The organism is Fictibacillus arsenicus (genome assembly GCF_001642935.1).
Taxonomy (GTDB): domain Bacteria; phylum Bacillota; class Bacilli; order Bacillales; family Fictibacillaceae; genus Fictibacillus; species Fictibacillus arsenicus_B.
Genome location: NZ_CP016761.1, coordinates 1,029,274 through 1,047,546, shown reverse-complemented (window position 1 = coordinate 1,047,546; position 18,273 = coordinate 1,029,274). Strand labels below are relative to the sequence as shown.

The window sequence follows — 18,273 nt, the reverse complement described above, 5'->3', positions numbered from 1 at the left end:
AAATAAGAAAGTCTTTTTTAAAAAGAAAAAAGACAGCCAATTGCAGCTGCCTTACTTGTTCCTATGCTTTTACTCTTTGTTTTTTTACCGGAATATAGATATCGATTTGCTTTTCATTGTTCATGCATCTTTCATCATACAACTCAAACTCAAGGGTCCCTTCTTGCTCATAGCCTGAATTCGGGAACCACTTTGAGTAGATCTCTACCCATGTAGACTGAATCGTTGACGGGAAGTTTTCTTCTGTCGCTTTAGGAGTCGTAAAAACAGCATACTCCTTTTCAGGGAAGCTTCTGTACGTTAAGCCTTCAGGAGCCGGTGTCCCTTCCGCCACTTCCATTCCAATGATATATACGAACTCACCTGTCGTCATGTTGTAATCTGTGCAAAGCCCGAGTTCATTTCTGTTAAGAGGATTCGGTATTTTTGCTCCTAAATTGTTTTGAATATAATTCACCCAAAACTTAGGGATCTCACGGTTGTTTTCGCCGTCTGTGTTTCTCGTTTTTAGTTCATATCCGATAAGGTTGAACGCAGGTTTCGTAACTAATTTCATTTCCATTGAAATTCCTCCCGTAAAACTACTCATATTCAGGTAAGCTTTTTGATGAAGAGACCTTGGAATAAAAGTCGTATTCCGGTACTGTCTAGGAGAGACACCAAAGAACTTTTTAAAAGCACGATTGAACGATTCTTGATATTGAAACCCTAGATCCAATGCAATATCGATCACTTTCTCATCAGAATCTATTAATCGGATGGCCGCATGCGTGAGCCTTCTTTTTCTCACATAGTCCATGACGGATTCGCCTACTAGAAAATGAAACACCCGATGATAATGAAAAGGCGAGAAGCAAGCGAGCTCTGCAAGCTCCTCTAATGTGATGCGTTCGTGCAAGTTCTCCTCAATATAATCCAGTGTCCGCTGAATACAAACCTCATAATCCATCCCCATCACCTACCCTGCTTCTATCATATCCACGAAAAGCTATTCGTTCTTAACCTTTTTTGCTAACTTCTTCCTAATATGTATTCTACATGAATTCAATCCAAAAGTTTTATAGATGAATCCAAAAGTTTTAGTATTTTATCCACGAGTTTACATACCTCGCCATTGTGCGGTTATTTATTATTTTTTTAACAAGAAGGATTTGTTCTAAAAAAATAGAATGATTTATAAAATTAGATTATCAGGAGGTTACAATCATGACCACTTCTCTTTCCATATCAGCTGATCAGCAAAAATTGCTTGCCAACGCCACACGTATCCAGATCATCCACTTGTTAAATGAACAAGAATATACGGCAAAAGAAGTCGCAGATCAATTGGGTAAAACTGCTGGGACCGTTCATTATCACATCCAACTTCTCTATAATGGGGGAATTCTTGAACTTATAAGAGAACAAAAGAAAGGCGGAATCATCGAAAAATACTACCGATCAAAATCAACCCGATTTGAAATAAAGGACAAAAACGCAGCAGCACCTTCTTCAGTATCTACTAATCTTTTATTGAACGATGATGAAAAGAAGCAGTTTCTCTTAGAACTCGAGCAGCTTTTTGTGCGTTGGGAAAGCCAGATCACGCAAGATAACGATAAAAAAGAATATCGAGTTATATGTACTTTTGAGGAGAATAAGTAATGAATCGAGTATTTGAAGATTAGAAGTACCCTGGTCTTCTGTTATCAGCGGTCGGCATTTCGTACGTTGGTGATTTCATCTATCTTGTTGCACTGAACTTGTTTATTTTTTCTAAGACTGACTCTGTTACAGCCGTTGCGGGGCTTTTTGTTCCTAAAAGAAAACCGTATGTTTCTATCAATCTACGTCCTCTTTCAACTCATCATGACCTTCGCCATTGCCTTGGACTCTCAAGAAGTTGTTTTTACACAATCTATTATCGGGTTAAGCGAAAGTCAGTACAGCTTACTCGTAAGTATTACTGGCCTTGGCTATTTAGCTGGTTCGCTGTTCTTGACCGTGTTTGCAAGTAAGATTCCTATTCCGTATTTAATTGGTTTTGGTTCTGCAATCTTCAGCCTTGGCTATTTGATTTATGCTTTTTCACAGTCTTTTCTTCCTGTCTGTGCAGGTTTTATCATCTTAGGTTTCTTTTCCTCATTCGCTAATACTGGGTTTCAGACTTTTTATCAAAAAAGTATCCCCGCTGAGAAAATGGGCAGAATCGGTGCTACGTTAGGTTTTTTCCAAAGCGTCTCACTTATTTGCACGATAGTAATTGCTGGATTCCTGAGTGAAATGGCCGGTGTAAAACATATCGTAATCGGTGTATCTCTGCTGATCACAGTGGCTGCTGTCATCCTTACCTTCCTCACATATTTGTCACATCAATCATTTGCAATTGCCTCAAAACAAAAAGAACTAGCACGTTAATGATGTGCTAATTCAACTTGATCAAGAAGTTCTAATGGATGATTTAATTTCGGGAATCCATTTATCTTTTTACTAATAGTTTCGGGTAAAAACCAAGTGGCATGATAAGCTTTTAACCCTGCTTCAGATGCACCTACTAATTCGTTCGATCCACCATCGCCAATGAATATAGCTTCTTCTGGTGTTACCCCAAGTTTTTTAGATGCTATATGATAAATTTCAGGACTTGGTTTTGCGACCTTTTCTTCATAAGAAAAAACAACAGCATCAAAGTAATCTGCTAGTTTACTTCTACTCCATGAAGAGACTTCTTCAGGTGCGCAGTTTGATATCAGGCCAAGTTTCTTGCCTTTTTCTTTAAGGGTTGCGAGTAATTCTATAACTTCTGGATGCATTTCTTGAAAAGGCACTGTCTTTGCCCAGATTCTTTTTTGATGAACTTTTTCAATCATATCACGATCTGAAGACTTGCCATGGGAATTCAGTATATCCTTTAATACACTTTGGTGATCCGGATAGGTTCCGTTCATACGCAGCTCTCTTCTGTTATCCCACTCAGCTTTAAAAATCTTTGAATCAAGCCCAAGTTCATCGGTGGAATATACCGCTTTTTTCTGATTGCCATCCCATTCGGTTATAAGCGTTTCATAAAGGTCGAAAAAAACTGCTTTTATCAAAAGAAAGCCCTCCTATTTAAAACACTTTCACATAAACACTCGTATCTCTTAATATTGTTGTGGATCCTACTGCAAGGGAGTCGTTCCGATGAATCCCTTCTAATGTAAAGCCTAGCCGTTCAGGTATTGCAGCGCTTCTTACATTTTTGGTGTCACAACGGATTTCGATGCGGCGTGCCTTTAACTCATTTACTGCGAAATCAGAAATTCCCTGAACCGCTTCTGTCATATAGCCTTTTCCTGCGTGACGTGAATCAATCCAATAACCGATCTCAAACTTTGGAATATCCCAGTCAATCCGATGCAATCCAGATGATGCAATGAGCTCACCAGTATCTTTTAGAAAAACGAGCAGACGCAGATCTTCTCTTTTCAAAAATTTTAGATGTGCCTCGCGAATATTCACTTCTACATCTTCTTCTGTCTGATCTATATGAGCAAAGGGCAGCCACGGTTTTAGATCTTCGATAGAAGCATTAATTGCCTCATACATAACCTTGCCGTCACCAGGCATCGGCATGCGGATTAATAGTCGGTCTGTTTTAAATTCTGTTGGAAAGTCTAGAAGGATTGGTTTCATGTTTACCTCCGTGTTGTTAATAAATTTTTTATTATATCGGTTACTTTGTGTATTTCTAAACATCTAATAAATTCCCTTTAAAGTGAGATGAGTAATTGTTTACATAACATTTCAAGGGGTAATGTTTTATAAGGTAACTTTTTTTGAGAATAGTTGCCAAATCTGCATGAAAGGAGATCACGTGATGTTATATAAAAAGATTCTCATAGCAGTTGACGGTTCAGAAGGAAGCTTTGTAGCACTTCACAATGGCATTGAGTTTGCTAGAAACACGGGTGCTGAATTAACGTTGCTTTACGTGACGAATGAGGTAACTCTTCCCTTGTATGGCGGCGTTTACCCTGTAGGTATGGCTAACACGACTGTTGAAGTGAAAGAAGCCGCCATTACCGAACAAAGTCATGGAGAAGAAATCCTGAATAAAGCGCAAAGAAGAGTCGATCCCACTATTAAGACAACGTCAGCCATTCTGCATGGAGACCCGTCTGCGACAATTTGTTCGTATGCGGATACCCATAACATCGATCTCATCGTCATCGGAAACCGAGGCCATAGCGGATTCAAAAAATTATTTCTAGGCAGCGTCAGTCAAAAAGTCGTATCCGACGCACACCAGCCAGTACTTGTCGCAAAATAATTCCAGCAAATATAGGAAAGGAGCCCACTCAGCAAGAGTGCGCTCCTCTTTTTACTCCAGCATTTCTGAAACGGTTTGAAACGTATATCCTTGAGCCTTCAAGTCCTTGATGATTCCTTTTACTGATTTCATCGATTCTTCCCGGCTGTCATACATGACATGCAGAAGTATGATGGACCCTGGTTCTATTCTCTCATTTACATGCTTCACGATTTTTTCTGAATCAGAGGCGATATCTGGATAGGAGTCTGGCTCCAAGTTCCATAAAATTGTCTTTCTGTTATGTTTGTCTAAATATCGAGGAAGTCCGATGAGTTTTTTTCCGTAAGGCGGTCTGAATTGGATCGTTCCTTCATACCCGGCTTTCCGGATTAATTCGTCTGTTTTCTCGATTTCTTTTTCGATAAAGGATGGTGTCTTTAAGACCATTCTTTTGTGCGAATAAGAGTGGTTCCCTAATTCGTGACCAGCTTCCGCAAGCTTTTTCGCTTCTTCAAAATTCTCTTCTATTTCACGTCCAGTAACAAAGAATGTAGCTTTAACATCTTCATCTTTTAAAATCGATAAAATTTCATCTGTGTTATCTGTAGGACCATCATCAAACGTTAGTGCAACTACCTTATCTGTCGTCTCCGTTTTTGTAACAAGGCCGCCGTAAAACTGAAAATCTCTTGATCCGCTTATTTTAAATAGACTGTATGAGATAGCTAGCAACACTACAGCAGAAATTACAGTGATAAGTAATACCTTTTTCATTTGTTTCTCCTTTTGATAAAACGTTATGTGTCTAAGTTCTATCAGCGTACCAATAGGATGTTAAATCAGTTGTAACCGATGGGTGGCCCATTTGACGAAGCATTGCCGTAATATTTCCACGATGATATGACCCATGAGTTACAAGGTGCATCACCATCTCAGAGAGACTCGTTTCTCTTCGTCCCGCCCATGGTGTATCCAGCACAACCACTTCGTCCAAGTCTACTTGATTGTTTAATAAGTCTCTATACCGATCATATAACTCCTGAAACATAAGAACTATTTTTTCAATGCTCCTCGTATCCGTTTCTACTTTTTCAATTTCAAGGGCCTCACTCATACTTACTCCAGAAATGATGTGAAACCATAACTGATCCACAATGTACATATGTGAAACTACTTTAGAAATAGACGGAAATACACTTTGAATTTCTTGATGATAAACATCATTTTGAAGCTCTACTAAACGGTTAAACAACGTTTTATTTGCCCAAATGTGATAATCAAACATTTCAATGGCATGATGAGTCCGCGTCATTAATCCTCCTCCTTCATTTCTTTTTCAGTTACAGATACTTCTTTTTTAACTGCTCGATTTCTACATGATTCATGGCCATATACTTTTTAATTAGTTTTTGTTTCTCCTTATTCCATACCTTGCCTTTTTCTTCAGGATCTTGAATATCTTTTGTAACCTCATCAAATAACTTATTCTCTATTAGCTTTCCACGGATTTTTTCATATGCGTAATCTTGGTAATACTCCTCAATCGTTAAATCTAAACCTTCAAGCAGCGATGTAAGTTCAGGTGAATCTATCTTTTTTGCATTTTCAATTTGAAAGTTGATGGTCTTTTGAACTTCTTCATCTAAAACACTCAGCTTCAGTTTTTTTGCCTCGTGTTGAATCGCTTTATCATTCAATAGAGTATCAATGGCAGTTTGTGTTGCTTCTTTCTTTGATTTCTTCATCACATGCTCATAAAAAAAAGCGAGCTCTTTAATTTCGTTATCCGATAGAACTTCTTTATTTGAGATTTTTGTGTCCGCAAATGATCGTATGTATTGAGCAAAACTCTGATCACCTCGACTAGCAACCAAAATGAACAGAATAAGTGCAGCTGCTCCAAATAGAACCATCCTTCATCCTTCATCCACTCGCTCCTCAATAAATAGGCGTCTGCAATATTTCGACAAAAACATTCAAAACCCTGCTTAATCAAAGGAAAAAGCCTTATTAAAGAGAATAACTAAACTATGAGAACATGTGTGGAAGGGGTAAATAATGAATTCATTTGAACATGACATATAAAAACGCTATTTTTGCAGAGGGCCTCCGAAAGAATGCTTCTAATAAACCATAAAAAAATCACGGAGGTGCAATAATGCTAAAAGATCAATCATTTGAAAATTACTTAAGAGATATTGAAAAGCCTTTTTCAGGATGGGATTTTTCATATATTACTGAAACCGACAGGATGAGCAGTAGTTTGCTCTCTTGGTCGTATGGCAGTATGATTTTACCTCTCATACAGAAATCAACTTCAATGCTTGATATGGGGACAGGCGGTGGCGAGCTCTTATCGAAGCTCCAGCCTTTTCCTGAAAAAATATGTGCAACTGAAGGATATCCGCCGAATGTTCCAGTAGCCAGAAAAAGACTTGAACCTTTAGGTGTGGAAGTATACCAGATCGGTGAGGACGACGTGCTTCCTTTTGATAATAATCAGTTTGATTTGATTATTAATAAACATGAATCGTATTCTCCAAATGAAGTGCTCAGAATTATGACGGATGATGGAATTTTTTTGACTCAGCAGGTTGGCGGTTCAGATTATGTAGATATTAATAATGCTCTTTGTGCCCCCGTAAATGATGAGTTTTCACATTGGGAGCTTGCTTATGCAGAGAAAGAATTATGTGAAAATGGATTCGAAGTTCTAGAAGCGAAAGAAGAATTTCCGATTCAGCGCTTTTATGATATTGGAGCTCTCCTCTATTATTTAAAAGCAATACCGTGGCAGGTTCCTGACTTTAAAAGTAAAAACTATATAGCTCAGCTTTATAAAATTCATGAGATGATTCAATTGAAGGGTTATTTTGATGTAAAGCAACATCGTTTCATTTTAAAAGCTAAGAAAAATTAATCATTAAAAAAAGCTGACTCCATTATAGGTTCATCCCTATTTGGAGTCAGCTTCATTATATTAATTTGTTCACATGCGAAATCCGACGTTTTTTATTTCTTCACGCTCGTTACTTTCCATCCTTTTTGGTCAACCCATTCAAGGTTTACCGTATACCTTTCACCGGGCTTTCCGTCTGGACTTACTTCTGCAACTGATTTTTGAGGTCCACCACCATTTGCGATCTTCCACACGGTCATGTTTTCATCCAGTCCTGTAGCGAGACGAATAGCTTTTAATTTCTCATTCCAGTCTACGCTGCCTTCCTCATAGCTTGATGTATGCGTTCCGGTTTGGGATGTTCCAATTGGCTCGTTAATTTTAGGCTGACTAGCTGCTTGTTCTTTCTTTTTGGCTTCTGCAGCTTTTTTCTTTTTCTCTTCTTCAGCTTTTTTGGCTTTCTCTTTTTTGTCAGCCTCTTTTTCAGGATCTATGCCGATCTCTTCTGAAGGTTCTTGTTCTTCTTCCGCTGCTTGAGAAGAATCAGTGCTCTTCTCATCATCTTCATATGCACTTTCATTATCTGGCTGAAGCTTTACAACTTTATGTTTTGGTTCCTTACTTTCTTTTTTAACCGGTTCTTCTTCTTCATTGCCCATTAATAGTGCGTCTTTCGGTAAAAACAAAAGAGCTAGTAAAACTGCACCTAATGCACTGAAAAGGACAACATTTCTTTTCTTCGTGCTTTTTTCTTTTTGATTATATCTTCCCATCTATAAATCACTCCTTAAAATACCGTTCCCTCAATTACTGAAACAAAACAAAAGAACTCCAACATGAGGAGTTCTATCAAATATGAATCTCATTTAATCACTCAACAAATATTCGTAAATAAGGAGTAAAAACATGAGGGTATTAGAAGCTTTGTAAGAAATTGCTACAGAAAGTCTTCTTTGCTTTTAAATAAAATTTCTTCAATTATATTTGTATTTTCCTTGTTCAATAAAAAAGACTGCCCAAATTAGGCAGTCGAAAAACTTTATTTAATATCCAAGACAACGGCCATCTCTTTACCGAACCTATCGCCGTTATCAACAAATCCCATACTTTTATAAAGCTGATGCGCTCCTAAATTCTCTGGATGATAACCTACTACAATTCTTTTAACATTAGGCAGCGTACTCATTTCTTCAATCATTAATTGTGTCGCGATTTTCCCTATCCCTTTTTGCTGGTAGTTCTTATCGATCATGATTCGATAAATCCAATACCCGCCAAGCTCTTCTTCAATCGTATTAAACATGAGAAAGCCAACTGTTTTGCCTTCAAAATGAATTGCATAAGGTTTTAAAGTCGGTTCAAATTTAGATTGAGCAATTGAAACTGCATTAGGCTCAATGTGACCTAATTGCTCTTCAGACACTTCTAACGTGCAGCATTCATACCAATTTTCTGCATTTAGTTCCACGATCTCTACAAGTTTGTTATTCATAAATTCCCCTTTTGACTGTAATTATGTATCGTCTTAACAATACCATATTTTCTCAAAAAGAAGGCATTTCACACAAAGAAAAACAGTGCTTTCCCGCCAATGAAAGCACTGCATTTTTACAATAGTTGATTATGCAACTGACTTCTCTTGTTTCGCGGCTAATCGTTTCATATCAAAACGAACTAAAATTGAAACGACGAGTGCAACAACGAACAGTCCTGAGAAGAATGATAAACTGTTTGCGTATGACCCTGTTGTGTCTTTGATCCATGCTGCGAACAGTGGCCCTGCAAGACCTGCCGCTGCCCATGCTGTTAAGATGTACCCATGAATCGCACCTACTTGCTTTGTACCAAACAAGTCGCCGATGTAAGCTGGAATCGATGCGAATCCACCACCATAACATGTGTAAACGACCGCAAGCATCACTTGGAAAAGGATTGATGATGTTGTTTGCGGCAGCATGAAAAAGAGTGCAATCTGTAAAACAAAGAACGTCGTGTACGTGTTTGGACGCCCGATGTAATCCGAAATGGAAGCCCAGCCGATACGCCCGAATCCATTGAACAATCCAAGCACCCCGACAAGTGCCGCAGCCTCTGCTGTAGAAAGACCGATACTTTCTTGCGCAAGAGGTTTTGCAGCGGAAAGAATGGCAATTCCGCACGTTACGTTAATAAAAAGCATGATCCACAGATAATAGAAACGGCGTGTTTTTACAGCTTCATTAGCGGTTAACTGTGAAAGATCCTTCTTGATCTTCACCTTTCCGCTTTCAACGTTTTCTTTAAATCCTTCCGGCAGCCAGCCCTCTTCTGGTTTTTCTAAATAAAGAGAAGAAAGTGTCATAATTGCAAAATAAGCGATTCCTAAAATAAAGAATGTGTTCGCTACCCCAACGGACTTGATTAATGCGTCCATGATCGGCGAGCTAATTGCGGCCGCAAAACCAAAGCCCATGATTGCAAGTCCAGTCGCAAGCCCGCGGCGGTCAGGGAACCACTTAATAAGTGTTGAAACCGGTGCGATGTATCCTACGCCTAGTCCTATACCGCCCAGCACTCCATAAAAAATGTAGAGAAGAGGCAAAGAGCCAATATTAACGGCAAGCCCAGATCCGGCAATACCAATCCCAAAGAAAATTGCAGCCAGCATACCTGCTTTTTTCGGACCATGCTTTTCAACAAAATGCCCTAGAAATGCAGCTGACAATCCTAAGAAAAGAATTGCGATACTGAACGTCATCTGTACTTGTGACGCGGACCAGCCAAACTTATCAATTAATGGATTTGTGAAGTTGCTCCACGCATAAACAGACCCGATTGAAATATGAATACCAACAGCCGACAATGCAATAAGCCAACGGTTTTTTGTCTTTTTCATCTCAAAAATCCCCCCTAAAAAGTTAATTTTGTTAAGTATTGTTTCTTGTTACACCTAAAGCAAACAAAATAAAAAGGCAACATCCAAAAGAACTTATACAGTGATAAGTCTTTTAAGAATGTTGCCTAACATCTCTACATACTCGTGCAGAGAAATCATTCATCATTATTTTATAAATAGAAAATAAGCAGATCATGCAAATTTTCCATTCAAGTTTGCAAAAGTTGTAAGCGCTTTTAATGTTATCAGATAGAACGGCAAGCCGCAATATAATTTTTTGATTTTTTTGACAAAAGGGATTTAATATGTGTTTCTTCAAATTGAACGCATTTGATTTTGCAGCGTTTGATCAAGTAACTTGAATGAAATGTATCTTCAGTTTGAGTAAATTTATTTGGCTTGTCCCAAAGTTCCCGGAATATATCACTTAGTATTTTTTCAGAAGCTTTTTGATCACCAGTTATTCGAAAGGCAATTTGAAATAGAAGTGTGCTGTATGAACTCACTAATTGTTTAAGAGCTTCAGGATCTTTAAACAATAATCTTTCAAGGAGCTCAGTATCTAACTCTTTTTTCAGTTTCATAACAGCATCACCCTTTTCATAGATTTATTTTACATTACCCCATAACCACATTGTTAAATCTTTGTATAATTATTGTGCAACTTAGTTGATTAGTTTTTTGCAAGAATGACAAACCGAAGCCAAACATTGTACCTACACATGCAATTCATAAGAAAATGATCATAAAAAATATCTATTCAGAGTGGATTCGCTTCAAAATCTAATAAAAGGTAGACAGTTTTACGTCCTCTAAGCTTGTTTTTGTCTTTCAAAACCTATAATTCCTGAAATTTTTGTGATATTCCCGCGAGTTTAATTCATAATCCCGCGAATTATTGCAATAATTCCGCGAGTTTTTACTATATATCCGCGAGTTTTACTAAATACGATCTGCAGGTCGAGCCGCTAATTATTGCAACAAAAAAACAGTACTGCATATATACTAACGGGTTCTCTTTTGGAGTACAAAAAGTTAAAAAACATAGAGAATCGCATATAAATTAGCAAACGAAAAAGCACTCAAATCGCAGTGCTTTTAGCATTTTTATTGATTGCAATTGGACAGAGCTTCATTCCGTAATCGCACCCTTTTACTTCATAACATTTTTTCAAATAAATCTTTTTAAATATTCGCCAAATATTTTGTTCATAACTTTGGGGGTGTTTTCTAAATAAACATTAATTTGTTCAATGTTCGATTCGAATTTATCAGAGTTTCTTTCATCTGTTGGAAAATCAGATATCCCTTTAATAATAATGCATTCAACATCATTCTTCTTACAGATATAAGCAATTGCACCCGCTTCTGTATCGGCTATTGTTATTTCGTTTTTTTTAAGTTCTAAATAGTCCTTCCACATAACTACTGCTTTATCAGCGGTGCCAATTGTTCCGTTACAAAAATCATTTCCATATTTTGATAGATCAAAATTAACTATGAAGGATTGTTTAATAAGAGGCTCGATTTCTTTTACTGTGCAATCATATTGAACGGCTTTATCGGGTACAAAAATATCTAAATTACTAAACTTATCATCTATTCCTGCACATGTTCCAGCAACGATTACTTTAGTTAAATTAAATTTAGAAATCATATACTGATTACCACCAACACCATTTACTTTTCTTACACCTGTACTATAAAAAACAAGTTCAGTATCATTAATTGTTCTTATGAAATACTCGCCATATGGATAACCAAAACGTTCGTTATCTTTTATGCTAAAGTATTCCAATGTTGCTTCGTATTCCCACTTCGTTGCTATGCTTATTCCTATCATCGACTTATCATCCTACAAATATAATTTGTCACTATTGAATGTCTATACACGGTCTGAATTTCATTTTTATCACTATTCTTCTTTACTCTGTTCATCAACAATTGGTTATTAATATGTAAGTATCCTTTTTTACTAACCTGCTACGTTGAATAAGAACAGCATACTTTTAATCTAATTATATATTCGATTTAGCCGTCGTCTAATCCTTTTCCGCCAAAATTGGTAAGTCTTTTAACAAGTGAATTCGCATACCAAATCGCAGCGTAGTTATTGTCATCCTGCTAAAAGCTATGCGAATTAGGGTGCTAATTCGAACATAAAAACCCAATAAACATTGATATAGCAACAAAAATAAGCAAGCTAATTCATATGCAAATTAGCTTGCTATTTGTATTGCTTTTTTCTGTTTTGTACTCCAAAAGAGAACCCGTTACATATATACAGTACTGCTCTAATATTATTTCTTTGACTTGTTTTCAATGGAATACTTCACACCCGCAACTGTACCGATTCCAAGCAGTGCATATTTCAATCCTTCTAATGTGGCACCCGGACTTGCTCCTCCAGATTCCCAAAAAGAATAAAGGACTCCTAATACGATAGCTACAATGGGGATGTATTTATTCGACACTCGTTCTGTTTGACGAATCGCATATAAAATCACAGCCAGACCGACATACGGTGAAAAATCTGCTGCCATACTCGCAAAATCCATGACTGTCACCCCTTTCACTGTATTGTACTGCTTATTCACAATATATTTTTATGGATTAAATAAAAGAACAGCAGCAAAAAATAAAAAACAGCATCGCGATATGTGATGCTGCCTTAGTTCCATTCAGTTAGAATCTTTGAAATCGTTGTTCTGTACTCATGTACAAGGCATTCAATTAATTCCTTAGCAGTTTGTTTCTTGCTTAATGCAGATGCCTGCCCTGCCCACATAGAAACCAACTCTTTGTTTCCCTGCTTTGCCGCTTCTTTTCTGATGTCTGATGTTAACACGTGTTGGATCGGATAAGGTGGCAAGCTGGGGGCGCTCTCTAAACTCAACATCATTTCATTCTTAAATCCTCTTGCGCTTTTTCCTGAGAACGCCTGGGTTATTTTTGTATCTGTATCCTTGCTTGTTAGGATGGCTGACTTGTGAATCTCGCTTGCCCCGCTTTCTTGAACGGTTAAAAATGCTGTTCCTAGCTGTACAGCTGATGCTCCCAGCGAGAAGGCTGCCGCCATCCCTCTGCCGTCCATTATGCCGCCAGCTGCGATTACAGGGCATTGAACAGCATCTACAATTTGGGGAACCAATGCCATCGTGCCGATCAACGCCTCGTCTTCAACATCCAAGAACGTTCCTCTATGACCACCCGCCTCACTTCCCTGTGCAACGATCATATCAACACCGAGTGACTCTAGTTCTTTCGCTTCTTTTAAAGTTGTTGCTGTGGCGATCACCGTAATTCCGCTATTATGCAATTTTTCTATTAAACCAGCAGAAGGTTTGTTGAACGTAAAGCTTACAATTTTCACTTCCGCTTCAATCACCACGTTAAGCTGCTGTTCAAAAAGATCCTGGATATCCGGAACAGAATAGACTTCCGGAATGCCGAGCTGTTTCCGGTACTTATTCAAGTATTTCTGCATACTCAAGATCTGCTGTTCATTTTTTTCATAGACTTGTGGAAGAAAGAGATTCACGGCAAAAGGTTTTTTCGTTAGTTTCATAATTTGTGAGAGTACATTTCGTATATCTTCTGGTGTCATATACCCCGCTCCTAATGTTCCAAGAGCACCTGCATTGCTGACCGCGGCTACAAGCTCCGAAGTTGTCGGACCGCCTGCCATTCCTGCCTGGATAATGGGGTATTTGATGTTGAGTCTTTTACAGATCATATCTTGCTCTCCCTCCACATGCTTTTTCTAAATCATATCAAAAAGAAAGAGCTTTAGTCTGTTTTGACCAAAGCTCTATTTGTATTACACGGCAATTTTTCTGTTTTCATACATTTCCTGGATCGCTTCCTCGCTCTTACCTTCATCAAATTCATTCTCACTCTTTGAAACTACGATTGTTGCGATTCCGTTTCCGATCAAGTTAACAATTGCACGAGCTTCACTCATGAAACGGTCAACCCCGAGCAATAGGGCAAGACCTTCTACAGGAATAACCTGCATTGCAGTCAAAGTTGAAGCAAGTACGATAAAGCCCCCGCCTGTAACAGCTGCCGCACCTTTTGACGTGAGCATCAATACCGCAATGATCGTAAGCTGCTGAGTCAAACTAAGGTCTATGCCAAACACTTGAGCAAGGAATACAACAGCCATCGACAGATAGATGGATGTACCATCCAGGTTGAACGAATAACCAGTAGGAATAACAAGACCAACTACTGACTTCGAGCATCCGAACTTTTCCATCTTGTTCATCATCCGAGGAAGTACGGATTCTGAAGAGCTTGTCCCGAGAACAATCAGAAGTTCGTCTTTAATAAACTTTAAATACTTCCACAGACTGAAGCCATACATTTTACAGATTAGATTCAACACGATAAAGACAAAACAGAACATCGTCGTATAAACGGCTATCATAAGTTTTCCAAGTGGAACGAGTGACTCTAGCCCGTAGTTCCCAATTGTAAAAGCCATCGCACCAAATGCACCTAGAGGCGCAGCCTTCATGATATAGCCGACGATTTTGAAAAAGACGTTGAGTAGTTTTTCAAAGAACTCAATAATAATTTTCCCGCTGTTTCCGAGTGCTGTAAGTCCTACACCAAAAAGGATGGAAAAGAACAGCACTTGAAGGATATCACCTTTTGCAAAAGCGTCAACCATGTTGCTAGGAACGATGTGTGTGACAAACTCAATCCAGTCGATCTTTCCGCCGCCTTCGGACGTATACTCGGAAACATCACCTTTTTCAAGTTTATCAAAATCAAGTCCTGCACCCGGTTTAAGCACATTAACAACGATTAGACCGATAACAAGTGCCAAAGTTGTAACGACTTCAAAATAGATAAAAGCCTTTCCTCCAACCTTTCCTACTTTCTTCATGTCTCCCATTTTTGCGATCCCAAGTACGATCGTTAAGAAAATAATTGGGGCGATGACCATTTTTACGGCGTTGATGAATGTATCGCCAACAGGCTTCATCTGCTTTCCTACTTCTGGCCATATCAATCCAACAAGCACACCAACTGCAATGGCAGTTAATACTTGAAACGTTAAGTTCTTAAATAACTTCTTCATGTTTGTTCTTCTCCTTTCGTGATAAGTGCCTGAAATTGACTGGGGTCTGTCCCGGGACAGACCCCAGTCAATTCAGACACAATTCAAAATAAAAAAGCGCTATCAACATTTGTAATGTAATGATAACGCTTTCAATATTTTGTTAGAATATTATGAACTTATTGGACGTTTTGGTCTTTTTGGTCTCAGATTAACCCTTAACCATCTTGTACATCAAAACATCATCGACGTATTCCTTTTCACTGAACTTTAACTCATTGATTTTACGTCCTTCTTCAACAAAACCTAGCTTCTTATATAGTTCAATTGCTCTTGTATTCGTCGAGAATGTACCTAATGAAACTTTTTCAATGATGGGATGCTTTTCTGCCCATTGGAGTAATTCGTTGATTAGGAGTTTACCAATTCCTTTATTTCGGTAATCTTTTTTAATAATGATCGCAAAAGAACCTGTGTGATGCATTCTCTTACGCTCTTGTGATTTGAAGACGATCCAACCTGCTGCTTCACCTTCAACTTCTGCTAAAAACATGGTCTCTCTTTCGTGCTCAATAATCTTTTGAATCCATTCTTGATGCTCTTCAGTTGTTTTATTAAACTCTTCTGAAACAGCAATAAAATAATCTCTTTCTCCAACGACTTCACGCTGAATGGATAAGACAGCTTCAGCATCTTCTACTCGTACAAGACGAACTACCGCTTTGTGTTTTGACATCAATAATCCTCCTATCGTGATTTCCCACACAATAGTAAATAATATCCTTTTTCCATCCAATTAACTAGTAAAATGAATCCTATTTTTTTAATAAATAACGATTAACCGGGCGGCCTATTGTGCCATATTGAATGTCCATCTGAATGCTGCCGTTTTTCACGAGATAGTCGAGGTATCTCCGGGCTGTAACACGCGCGATTCCCACTCCTTCTGCCACTTCCTCAGCGGATTTGGATTCTGTTTGTGTATTTAGAAAACCTTCAATCTGTTTTAATGTAAGCTCATTTAGTCCCTTTGGAAGATCAGCCGTATTTAGAGCGTCCCTCTTTTCCGAAAAGAAAAGATTATCAAGATCTTTTTGGGTAACCGATCCTGAAGGAGAAATAGTAGCGTGAAAGTCTTTGTATTTATCAAGCGCTTTTTTTATCCGCTCAAAATTAAACGGTTTAATGATATAATCAAACGCACCGTTTTGCAGCATAGACCGTATTGTGTCCAGATCGTTTGCCGCTGTAATAATGATGACATCAACTTGAATCTTTTCATTTCTAATCTGCTGGAGGGTTTTTACACCATCCAGGCCAGGCATGTAAATATCAAGGACAACAAGATCAGGCTTTAATTTTCTTACTTGTTCCATGCCTTCCGTCCCGTTGGAAGCACACGAAATTACTTTAAATCCTTTTACTTTTTCGATAAATGCCTTGTTGATCTCCTGGACCATAGGATCGTCTTCTATTAATAAGACTTTTAATTCACTCATACATCTTCACCCCTGTCTCCCATCGGAAACGCAATAACGAAGCTGGTTCCTTGATTCACTTTGGAAGTCACCTCGATTTCACCCTTTCCTTTTTCCACGATCTGCTTAATAAGAAAAAGTCCGATTCCAGAACCGTTGTCTCCTTTTGTCGTGTATCCTCTTTCGAATATGTGCTCTTGAATGTCCTCTGTCATCCCAGAGCCATTATCTTCTACTAAAATGGCACAGACCTCAGAATCTTGCGCAATACTTACATCAATTCGTCCATTTGAGATTCCTGATAAAGAATCGAAAGCATTCTCGATTAAATTACCAAGTATCATCACGAGATCGTGTTGATCGAGATGTTCCGGAAACACTTCAAGACGGCTCTCCTTGTCGATGGCAACCTTTATCCCCAGTTCTTTTCCACGACCGACTTTGCTCAACAAAAGTCCTGCTAAACTCTCATTTTTTATACGCTGATTTAAAAATCTAGTAAGTGTTCCTTTTTCTTCAGATACTTGAAAAACATACTCCATCGCCTTTTTTATTTTTCCTAATTGAAGAAGTCCTGCAATGGTGTGCAGCTTGTTCATATGTTCATGATTCTGAACCCTTAGTGCTTCAACAAAAGCTTTTACCCCTGTTAGTTCTTCTGCCATTTTGGCAACTTCCGTACGATCTTGGAAAATGGCTACGGCACCGACTATCTGGTCGTTGACTTTGATCGGAACGCGGTTACTCATGATAACTTTCCCGCTTACGCGAATCTCCTGGTTATAGACAGGTCTGCTCAGCTCAATGATCTCCGGCAACCGTGTATCCGGAATGACTTCTCGGATCGGTTTACCGATTACATCCCCAGAAACATTAAAAATACGTTTTGCTTTTTCGTTAAAGATAGAAATATGCTCCTTGTTATCGATCGCAATAACCCCTTCATGCATCGAATGGAAGGTTGCCGTCCGTTCTTGGAGCATGCGGACGATTTCATGCGGTTCCAGATAAAACATTTGCTGCTTAAGGTGCCGTGCAAGTAGCCAAGAACCAATGATTCCAAAAGATAGCACAAGTAAAAGAATTAGGGTCATTTCATCTTTTAGATCATGAAATACTTCATTAAAACCAGGTATAACATGACCAACCACCACAACTCCGATCTGCTCAAGGTTTTCATTTTTGATCGGAACGAAAGCTCTTACGGCTGTTCCCATTTCCCCTTTTGCCTTAGAGATAAATGTATGATCTGCAAAAGCGGCACTCTCGTCTTTGCCTTCCGACTTAGTGCCGAGCATACCTCTTACGGGATGAGAATATCGCACACCCTCCATATTCATGACAACAACGTAATCTGCCTCATTTATCACTCGAATTTTTTCAACGACTGGTTCTATTGTCTCCCAGCCATCATTTTCTTGGATATTTGTCTTTACCTCAGGAAGCTGTGCAACGGTCCGTGAGGTAATCATGGCACGTTTGCCAAGCTCCTCTTCCTGAATGTCAAGGATCTTGCCGATAATAACGACTCCGCCGATGAGGATGGCATAAAGTATGATGCCAAATGTTAGTATCATGATTTTAGTCCGAATAGGCAGTCGTTTCATCTTCATGGCTAAGCTTCCTCCCTTGATCTTGTCCCTATTGTATCATTACGGTCCGCATATGTTAGACTAT

General features: G+C 38.6%; 21 protein-coding genes. 4 read left to right on the top strand and 17 right to left on the bottom strand.

Going from position 1 to position 18,273, the window contains the following annotated elements; translation table 11 throughout:
* Window positions 1–61: 61 nt before the first annotated feature.
* Entirely contained in the window at window positions 62–949 is an 888-nt protein-coding gene (locus tag ABE41_RS05540) for an AraC family transcriptional regulator (RefSeq protein ID WP_066294656.1), read from the bottom strand.
* Between the two features lie 257 nt (window positions 950–1,206).
* On the opposite strand from ABE41_RS05540, the gene ABE41_RS05535 reads away from it, so the two are divergent.
* Window positions 1,207–1,644, top strand: coding sequence for an ArsR/SmtB family transcription factor (locus ABE41_RS05535; RefSeq protein ID WP_066287322.1), 438 nt, complete (start codon window positions 1,207–1,209; stop codon window positions 1,642–1,644).
* A 168-nt stretch (window positions 1,645–1,812) separates the two neighbouring features.
* Complete coding sequence (locus tag ABE41_RS05530; protein ID WP_066287321.1) at window positions 1,813–2,397, top strand: MFS transporter; 585 nt, start codon at window positions 1,813–1,815, stop codon at window positions 2,395–2,397.
* On the opposite strand, the gene ABE41_RS05525 is transcribed toward ABE41_RS05530, so the two are convergent.
* Together ABE41_RS05525 and ABE41_RS05520 are read right to left on the bottom strand one after the other, a co-directional pair.
* Complete coding sequence (locus tag ABE41_RS05525) at window positions 2,394–3,074, bottom strand: HAD family hydrolase (RefSeq protein ID WP_066287319.1); 681 nt, start codon at window positions 3,072–3,074, stop codon at window positions 2,394–2,396. The two genes, ABE41_RS05530 and ABE41_RS05525, sit on opposite strands and share 4 nt — an antisense overlap.
* 16 nt (window positions 3,075–3,090) lie before the next feature.
* A complete protein-coding gene (locus ABE41_RS05520; RefSeq protein ID WP_066287317.1) occupies window positions 3,091–3,654 on the bottom strand; it encodes a GNAT family N-acetyltransferase in 564 nt (187 codons plus the stop codon).
* 184 nt (window positions 3,655–3,838) lie between these two features.
* Between ABE41_RS05520 and ABE41_RS05515 the strand changes: the two genes are divergently transcribed.
* Window positions 3,839–4,291 carry a universal stress protein gene (locus ABE41_RS05515; protein ID WP_066287315.1) on the top strand — a complete coding sequence of 151 codons (453 nt, stop codon included), beginning with the start codon at window positions 3,839–3,841 and terminating at the stop codon, window positions 4,289–4,291.
* 51 nt (window positions 4,292–4,342) lie between these two features.
* On the opposite strand, the gene ABE41_RS05510 is transcribed toward ABE41_RS05515, so the two are convergent.
* Genes ABE41_RS05510 through ABE41_RS05500 form a run of 3 tightly spaced genes read right to left on the bottom strand, consistent with a single transcriptional unit; the run spans window position 4,343 to window position 6,186 of the window.
* On the bottom strand, window positions 4,343–5,047 hold the full coding sequence (locus tag ABE41_RS05510) for a polysaccharide deacetylase family protein (RefSeq protein WP_066287312.1): 705 nt from the start codon (window positions 5,045–5,047) through the stop codon (window positions 4,343–4,345).
* Window positions 5,048–5,078: 31 nt separating this feature from the next.
* The gene (locus ABE41_RS05505; protein WP_066287311.1) at window positions 5,079–5,585 is read right to left on the bottom strand and encodes a DinB family protein; all 507 of its coding nucleotides are present in this window, start codon (window positions 5,583–5,585) and stop codon (window positions 5,079–5,081) included.
* Between the two features lie 28 nt (window positions 5,586–5,613).
* Entirely contained in the window at window positions 5,614–6,186 is a 573-nt protein-coding gene (locus ABE41_RS05500; protein WP_066287308.1) for a SurA N-terminal domain-containing protein, read from the bottom strand.
* 245 nt (window positions 6,187–6,431) lie between these two features.
* Between ABE41_RS05500 and ABE41_RS05495 the strand changes: the two genes are divergently transcribed.
* Window positions 6,432–7,193: a class I SAM-dependent methyltransferase gene (locus ABE41_RS05495; RefSeq protein ID WP_066287306.1), complete on the top strand. Its 762-nt coding sequence runs from the start codon at window positions 6,432–6,434 to the stop codon at window positions 7,191–7,193.
* A gap of 92 nt (window positions 7,194–7,285) precedes the next feature.
* Here the strand turns inward: ABE41_RS05495 and ABE41_RS05490 are convergent, their stop codons facing one another.
* The 11 genes from ABE41_RS05490 to ABE41_RS05440 all read right to left on the bottom strand — a co-directional run bounded on the left by ABE41_RS05490 (window position 7,286) and on the right by ABE41_RS05440 (window position 18,209).
* Window positions 7,286–7,945, bottom strand: coding sequence for a YrrS family protein (locus ABE41_RS05490; RefSeq protein WP_066287305.1), 660 nt, complete (start codon window positions 7,943–7,945; stop codon window positions 7,286–7,288).
* Window positions 7,946–8,211: 266 nt separating this feature from the next.
* The gene (locus tag ABE41_RS05485) at window positions 8,212–8,664 is read right to left on the bottom strand and encodes a GNAT family N-acetyltransferase (protein ID WP_066287302.1); all 453 of its coding nucleotides are present in this window, start codon (window positions 8,662–8,664) and stop codon (window positions 8,212–8,214) included.
* Window positions 8,665–8,793: 129 nt separating this feature from the next.
* Window positions 8,794–10,047, bottom strand: a complete 1,254-nt coding sequence (locus ABE41_RS05480) for an L-lactate MFS transporter (RefSeq protein WP_066287300.1) — start codon at window positions 10,045–10,047, stop codon at window positions 8,794–8,796.
* Between the two features lie 245 nt (window positions 10,048–10,292).
* Window positions 10,293–10,631, bottom strand: a complete 339-nt coding sequence (locus tag ABE41_RS05475) for an RNA polymerase sigma factor (protein WP_066287299.1) — start codon at window positions 10,629–10,631, stop codon at window positions 10,293–10,295.
* Window positions 10,632–11,218: 587 nt separating this feature from the next.
* Window positions 11,219–11,890: a 5'-methylthioadenosine/S-adenosylhomocysteine nucleosidase family protein gene (locus ABE41_RS05470; RefSeq protein ID WP_066287296.1), complete on the bottom strand. Its 672-nt coding sequence runs from the start codon at window positions 11,888–11,890 to the stop codon at window positions 11,219–11,221.
* A 457-nt stretch (window positions 11,891–12,347) separates the two neighbouring features.
* Window positions 12,348–12,605 carry a phage holin family protein gene (locus ABE41_RS05465; RefSeq protein WP_066287294.1) on the bottom strand — a complete coding sequence of 86 codons (258 nt, stop codon included), beginning with the start codon at window positions 12,603–12,605 and terminating at the stop codon, window positions 12,348–12,350.
* 113 nt (window positions 12,606–12,718) lie between these two features.
* Window positions 12,719–13,783, bottom strand: a complete 1,065-nt coding sequence (locus ABE41_RS05460) for an NAD(P)H-dependent flavin oxidoreductase (RefSeq protein ID WP_066287292.1) — start codon at window positions 13,781–13,783, stop codon at window positions 12,719–12,721.
* An 84-nt stretch (window positions 13,784–13,867) separates the two neighbouring features.
* The gene (gene dctP / locus ABE41_RS05455; protein ID WP_066287288.1) at window positions 13,868–15,139 is read right to left on the bottom strand and encodes a C4-dicarboxylate transporter DctP; all 1,272 of its coding nucleotides are present in this window, start codon (window positions 15,137–15,139) and stop codon (window positions 13,868–13,870) included.
* A gap of 190 nt (window positions 15,140–15,329) precedes the next feature.
* The gene (locus ABE41_RS05450) at window positions 15,330–15,854 is read right to left on the bottom strand and encodes a GNAT family N-acetyltransferase (RefSeq protein WP_066287286.1); all 525 of its coding nucleotides are present in this window, start codon (window positions 15,852–15,854) and stop codon (window positions 15,330–15,332) included.
* 79 nt (window positions 15,855–15,933) lie between these two features.
* Window positions 15,934–16,617, bottom strand: a complete 684-nt coding sequence (locus tag ABE41_RS05445; protein WP_066287284.1) for a response regulator — start codon at window positions 16,615–16,617, stop codon at window positions 15,934–15,936.
* A complete protein-coding gene (locus tag ABE41_RS05440; RefSeq protein ID WP_066287283.1) occupies window positions 16,614–18,209 on the bottom strand; it encodes an ATP-binding protein in 1,596 nt (531 codons plus the stop codon). The genes ABE41_RS05445 and ABE41_RS05440 overlap by 4 nt, the downstream gene beginning before the upstream one ends.
* Window positions 18,210–18,273: the final 64 nt, after the last annotated feature.

Coding starts and splice junctions, on each gene's coding strand:
- ABE41_RS05540 (WP_066294656.1), bottom strand. CDS start 949: ATGGATTATGAGGTTTGTATTCAGCGGACACTGGATTATATTGAGGAG.
- ABE41_RS05535 (WP_066287322.1), top strand. CDS start 1,207: ATGACCACTTCTCTTTCCATATCAGCTGATCAGCAAAAATTGCTTGCC.
- ABE41_RS05530 (WP_066287321.1), top strand. CDS start 1,813: ATGTTTCTATCAATCTACGTCCTCTTTCAACTCATCATGACCTTCGCC.
- ABE41_RS05520 (WP_066287317.1), bottom strand. CDS start 3,654: ATGAAACCAATCCTTCTAGACTTTCCAACAGAATTTAAAACAGACCGA.
- ABE41_RS05515 (WP_066287315.1), top strand. CDS start 3,839: ATGTTATATAAAAAGATTCTCATAGCAGTTGACGGTTCAGAAGGAAGC.
- ABE41_RS05510 (WP_066287312.1), bottom strand. CDS start 5,047: ATGAAAAAGGTATTACTTATCACTGTAATTTCTGCTGTAGTGTTGCTA.
- ABE41_RS05505 (WP_066287311.1), bottom strand. CDS start 5,585: ATGACGCGGACTCATCATGCCATTGAAATGTTTGATTATCACATTTGG.
- ABE41_RS05500 (WP_066287308.1), bottom strand. CDS start 6,186: ATGGTTCTATTTGGAGCAGCTGCACTTATTCTGTTCATTTTGGTTGCT.
- ABE41_RS05495 (WP_066287306.1), top strand. CDS start 6,432: ATGCTAAAAGATCAATCATTTGAAAATTACTTAAGAGATATTGAAAAG.
- ABE41_RS05490 (WP_066287305.1), bottom strand. CDS start 7,945: ATGGGAAGATATAATCAAAAAGAAAAAAGCACGAAGAAAAGAAATGTT.
- ABE41_RS05485 (WP_066287302.1), bottom strand. CDS start 8,664: ATGAATAACAAACTTGTAGAGATCGTGGAACTAAATGCAGAAAATTGG.
- ABE41_RS05480 (WP_066287300.1), bottom strand. CDS start 10,047: ATGAAAAAGACAAAAAACCGTTGGCTTATTGCATTGTCGGCTGTTGGT.
- ABE41_RS05475 (WP_066287299.1), bottom strand. CDS start 10,631: ATGAAACTGAAAAAAGAGTTAGATACTGAGCTCCTTGAAAGATTATTG.
- ABE41_RS05470 (WP_066287296.1), bottom strand. CDS start 11,890: ATGATAGGAATAAGCATAGCAACGAAGTGGGAATACGAAGCAACATTG.
- ABE41_RS05465 (WP_066287294.1), bottom strand. CDS start 12,605: ATGGATTTTGCGAGTATGGCAGCAGATTTTTCACCGTATGTCGGTCTG.
- ABE41_RS05460 (WP_066287292.1), bottom strand. CDS start 13,783: ATGATCTGTAAAAGACTCAACATCAAATACCCCATTATCCAGGCAGGA.
- dctP (WP_066287288.1), bottom strand. CDS start 15,139: ATGAAGAAGTTATTTAAGAACTTAACGTTTCAAGTATTAACTGCCATT.
- ABE41_RS05450 (WP_066287286.1), bottom strand. CDS start 15,854: ATGTCAAAACACAAAGCGGTAGTTCGTCTTGTACGAGTAGAAGATGCT.
- ABE41_RS05445 (WP_066287284.1), bottom strand. CDS start 16,617: ATGAGTGAATTAAAAGTCTTATTAATAGAAGACGATCCTATGGTCCAG.
- ABE41_RS05440 (WP_066287283.1), bottom strand. CDS start 18,209: ATGAAGATGAAACGACTGCCTATTCGGACTAAAATCATGATACTAACA.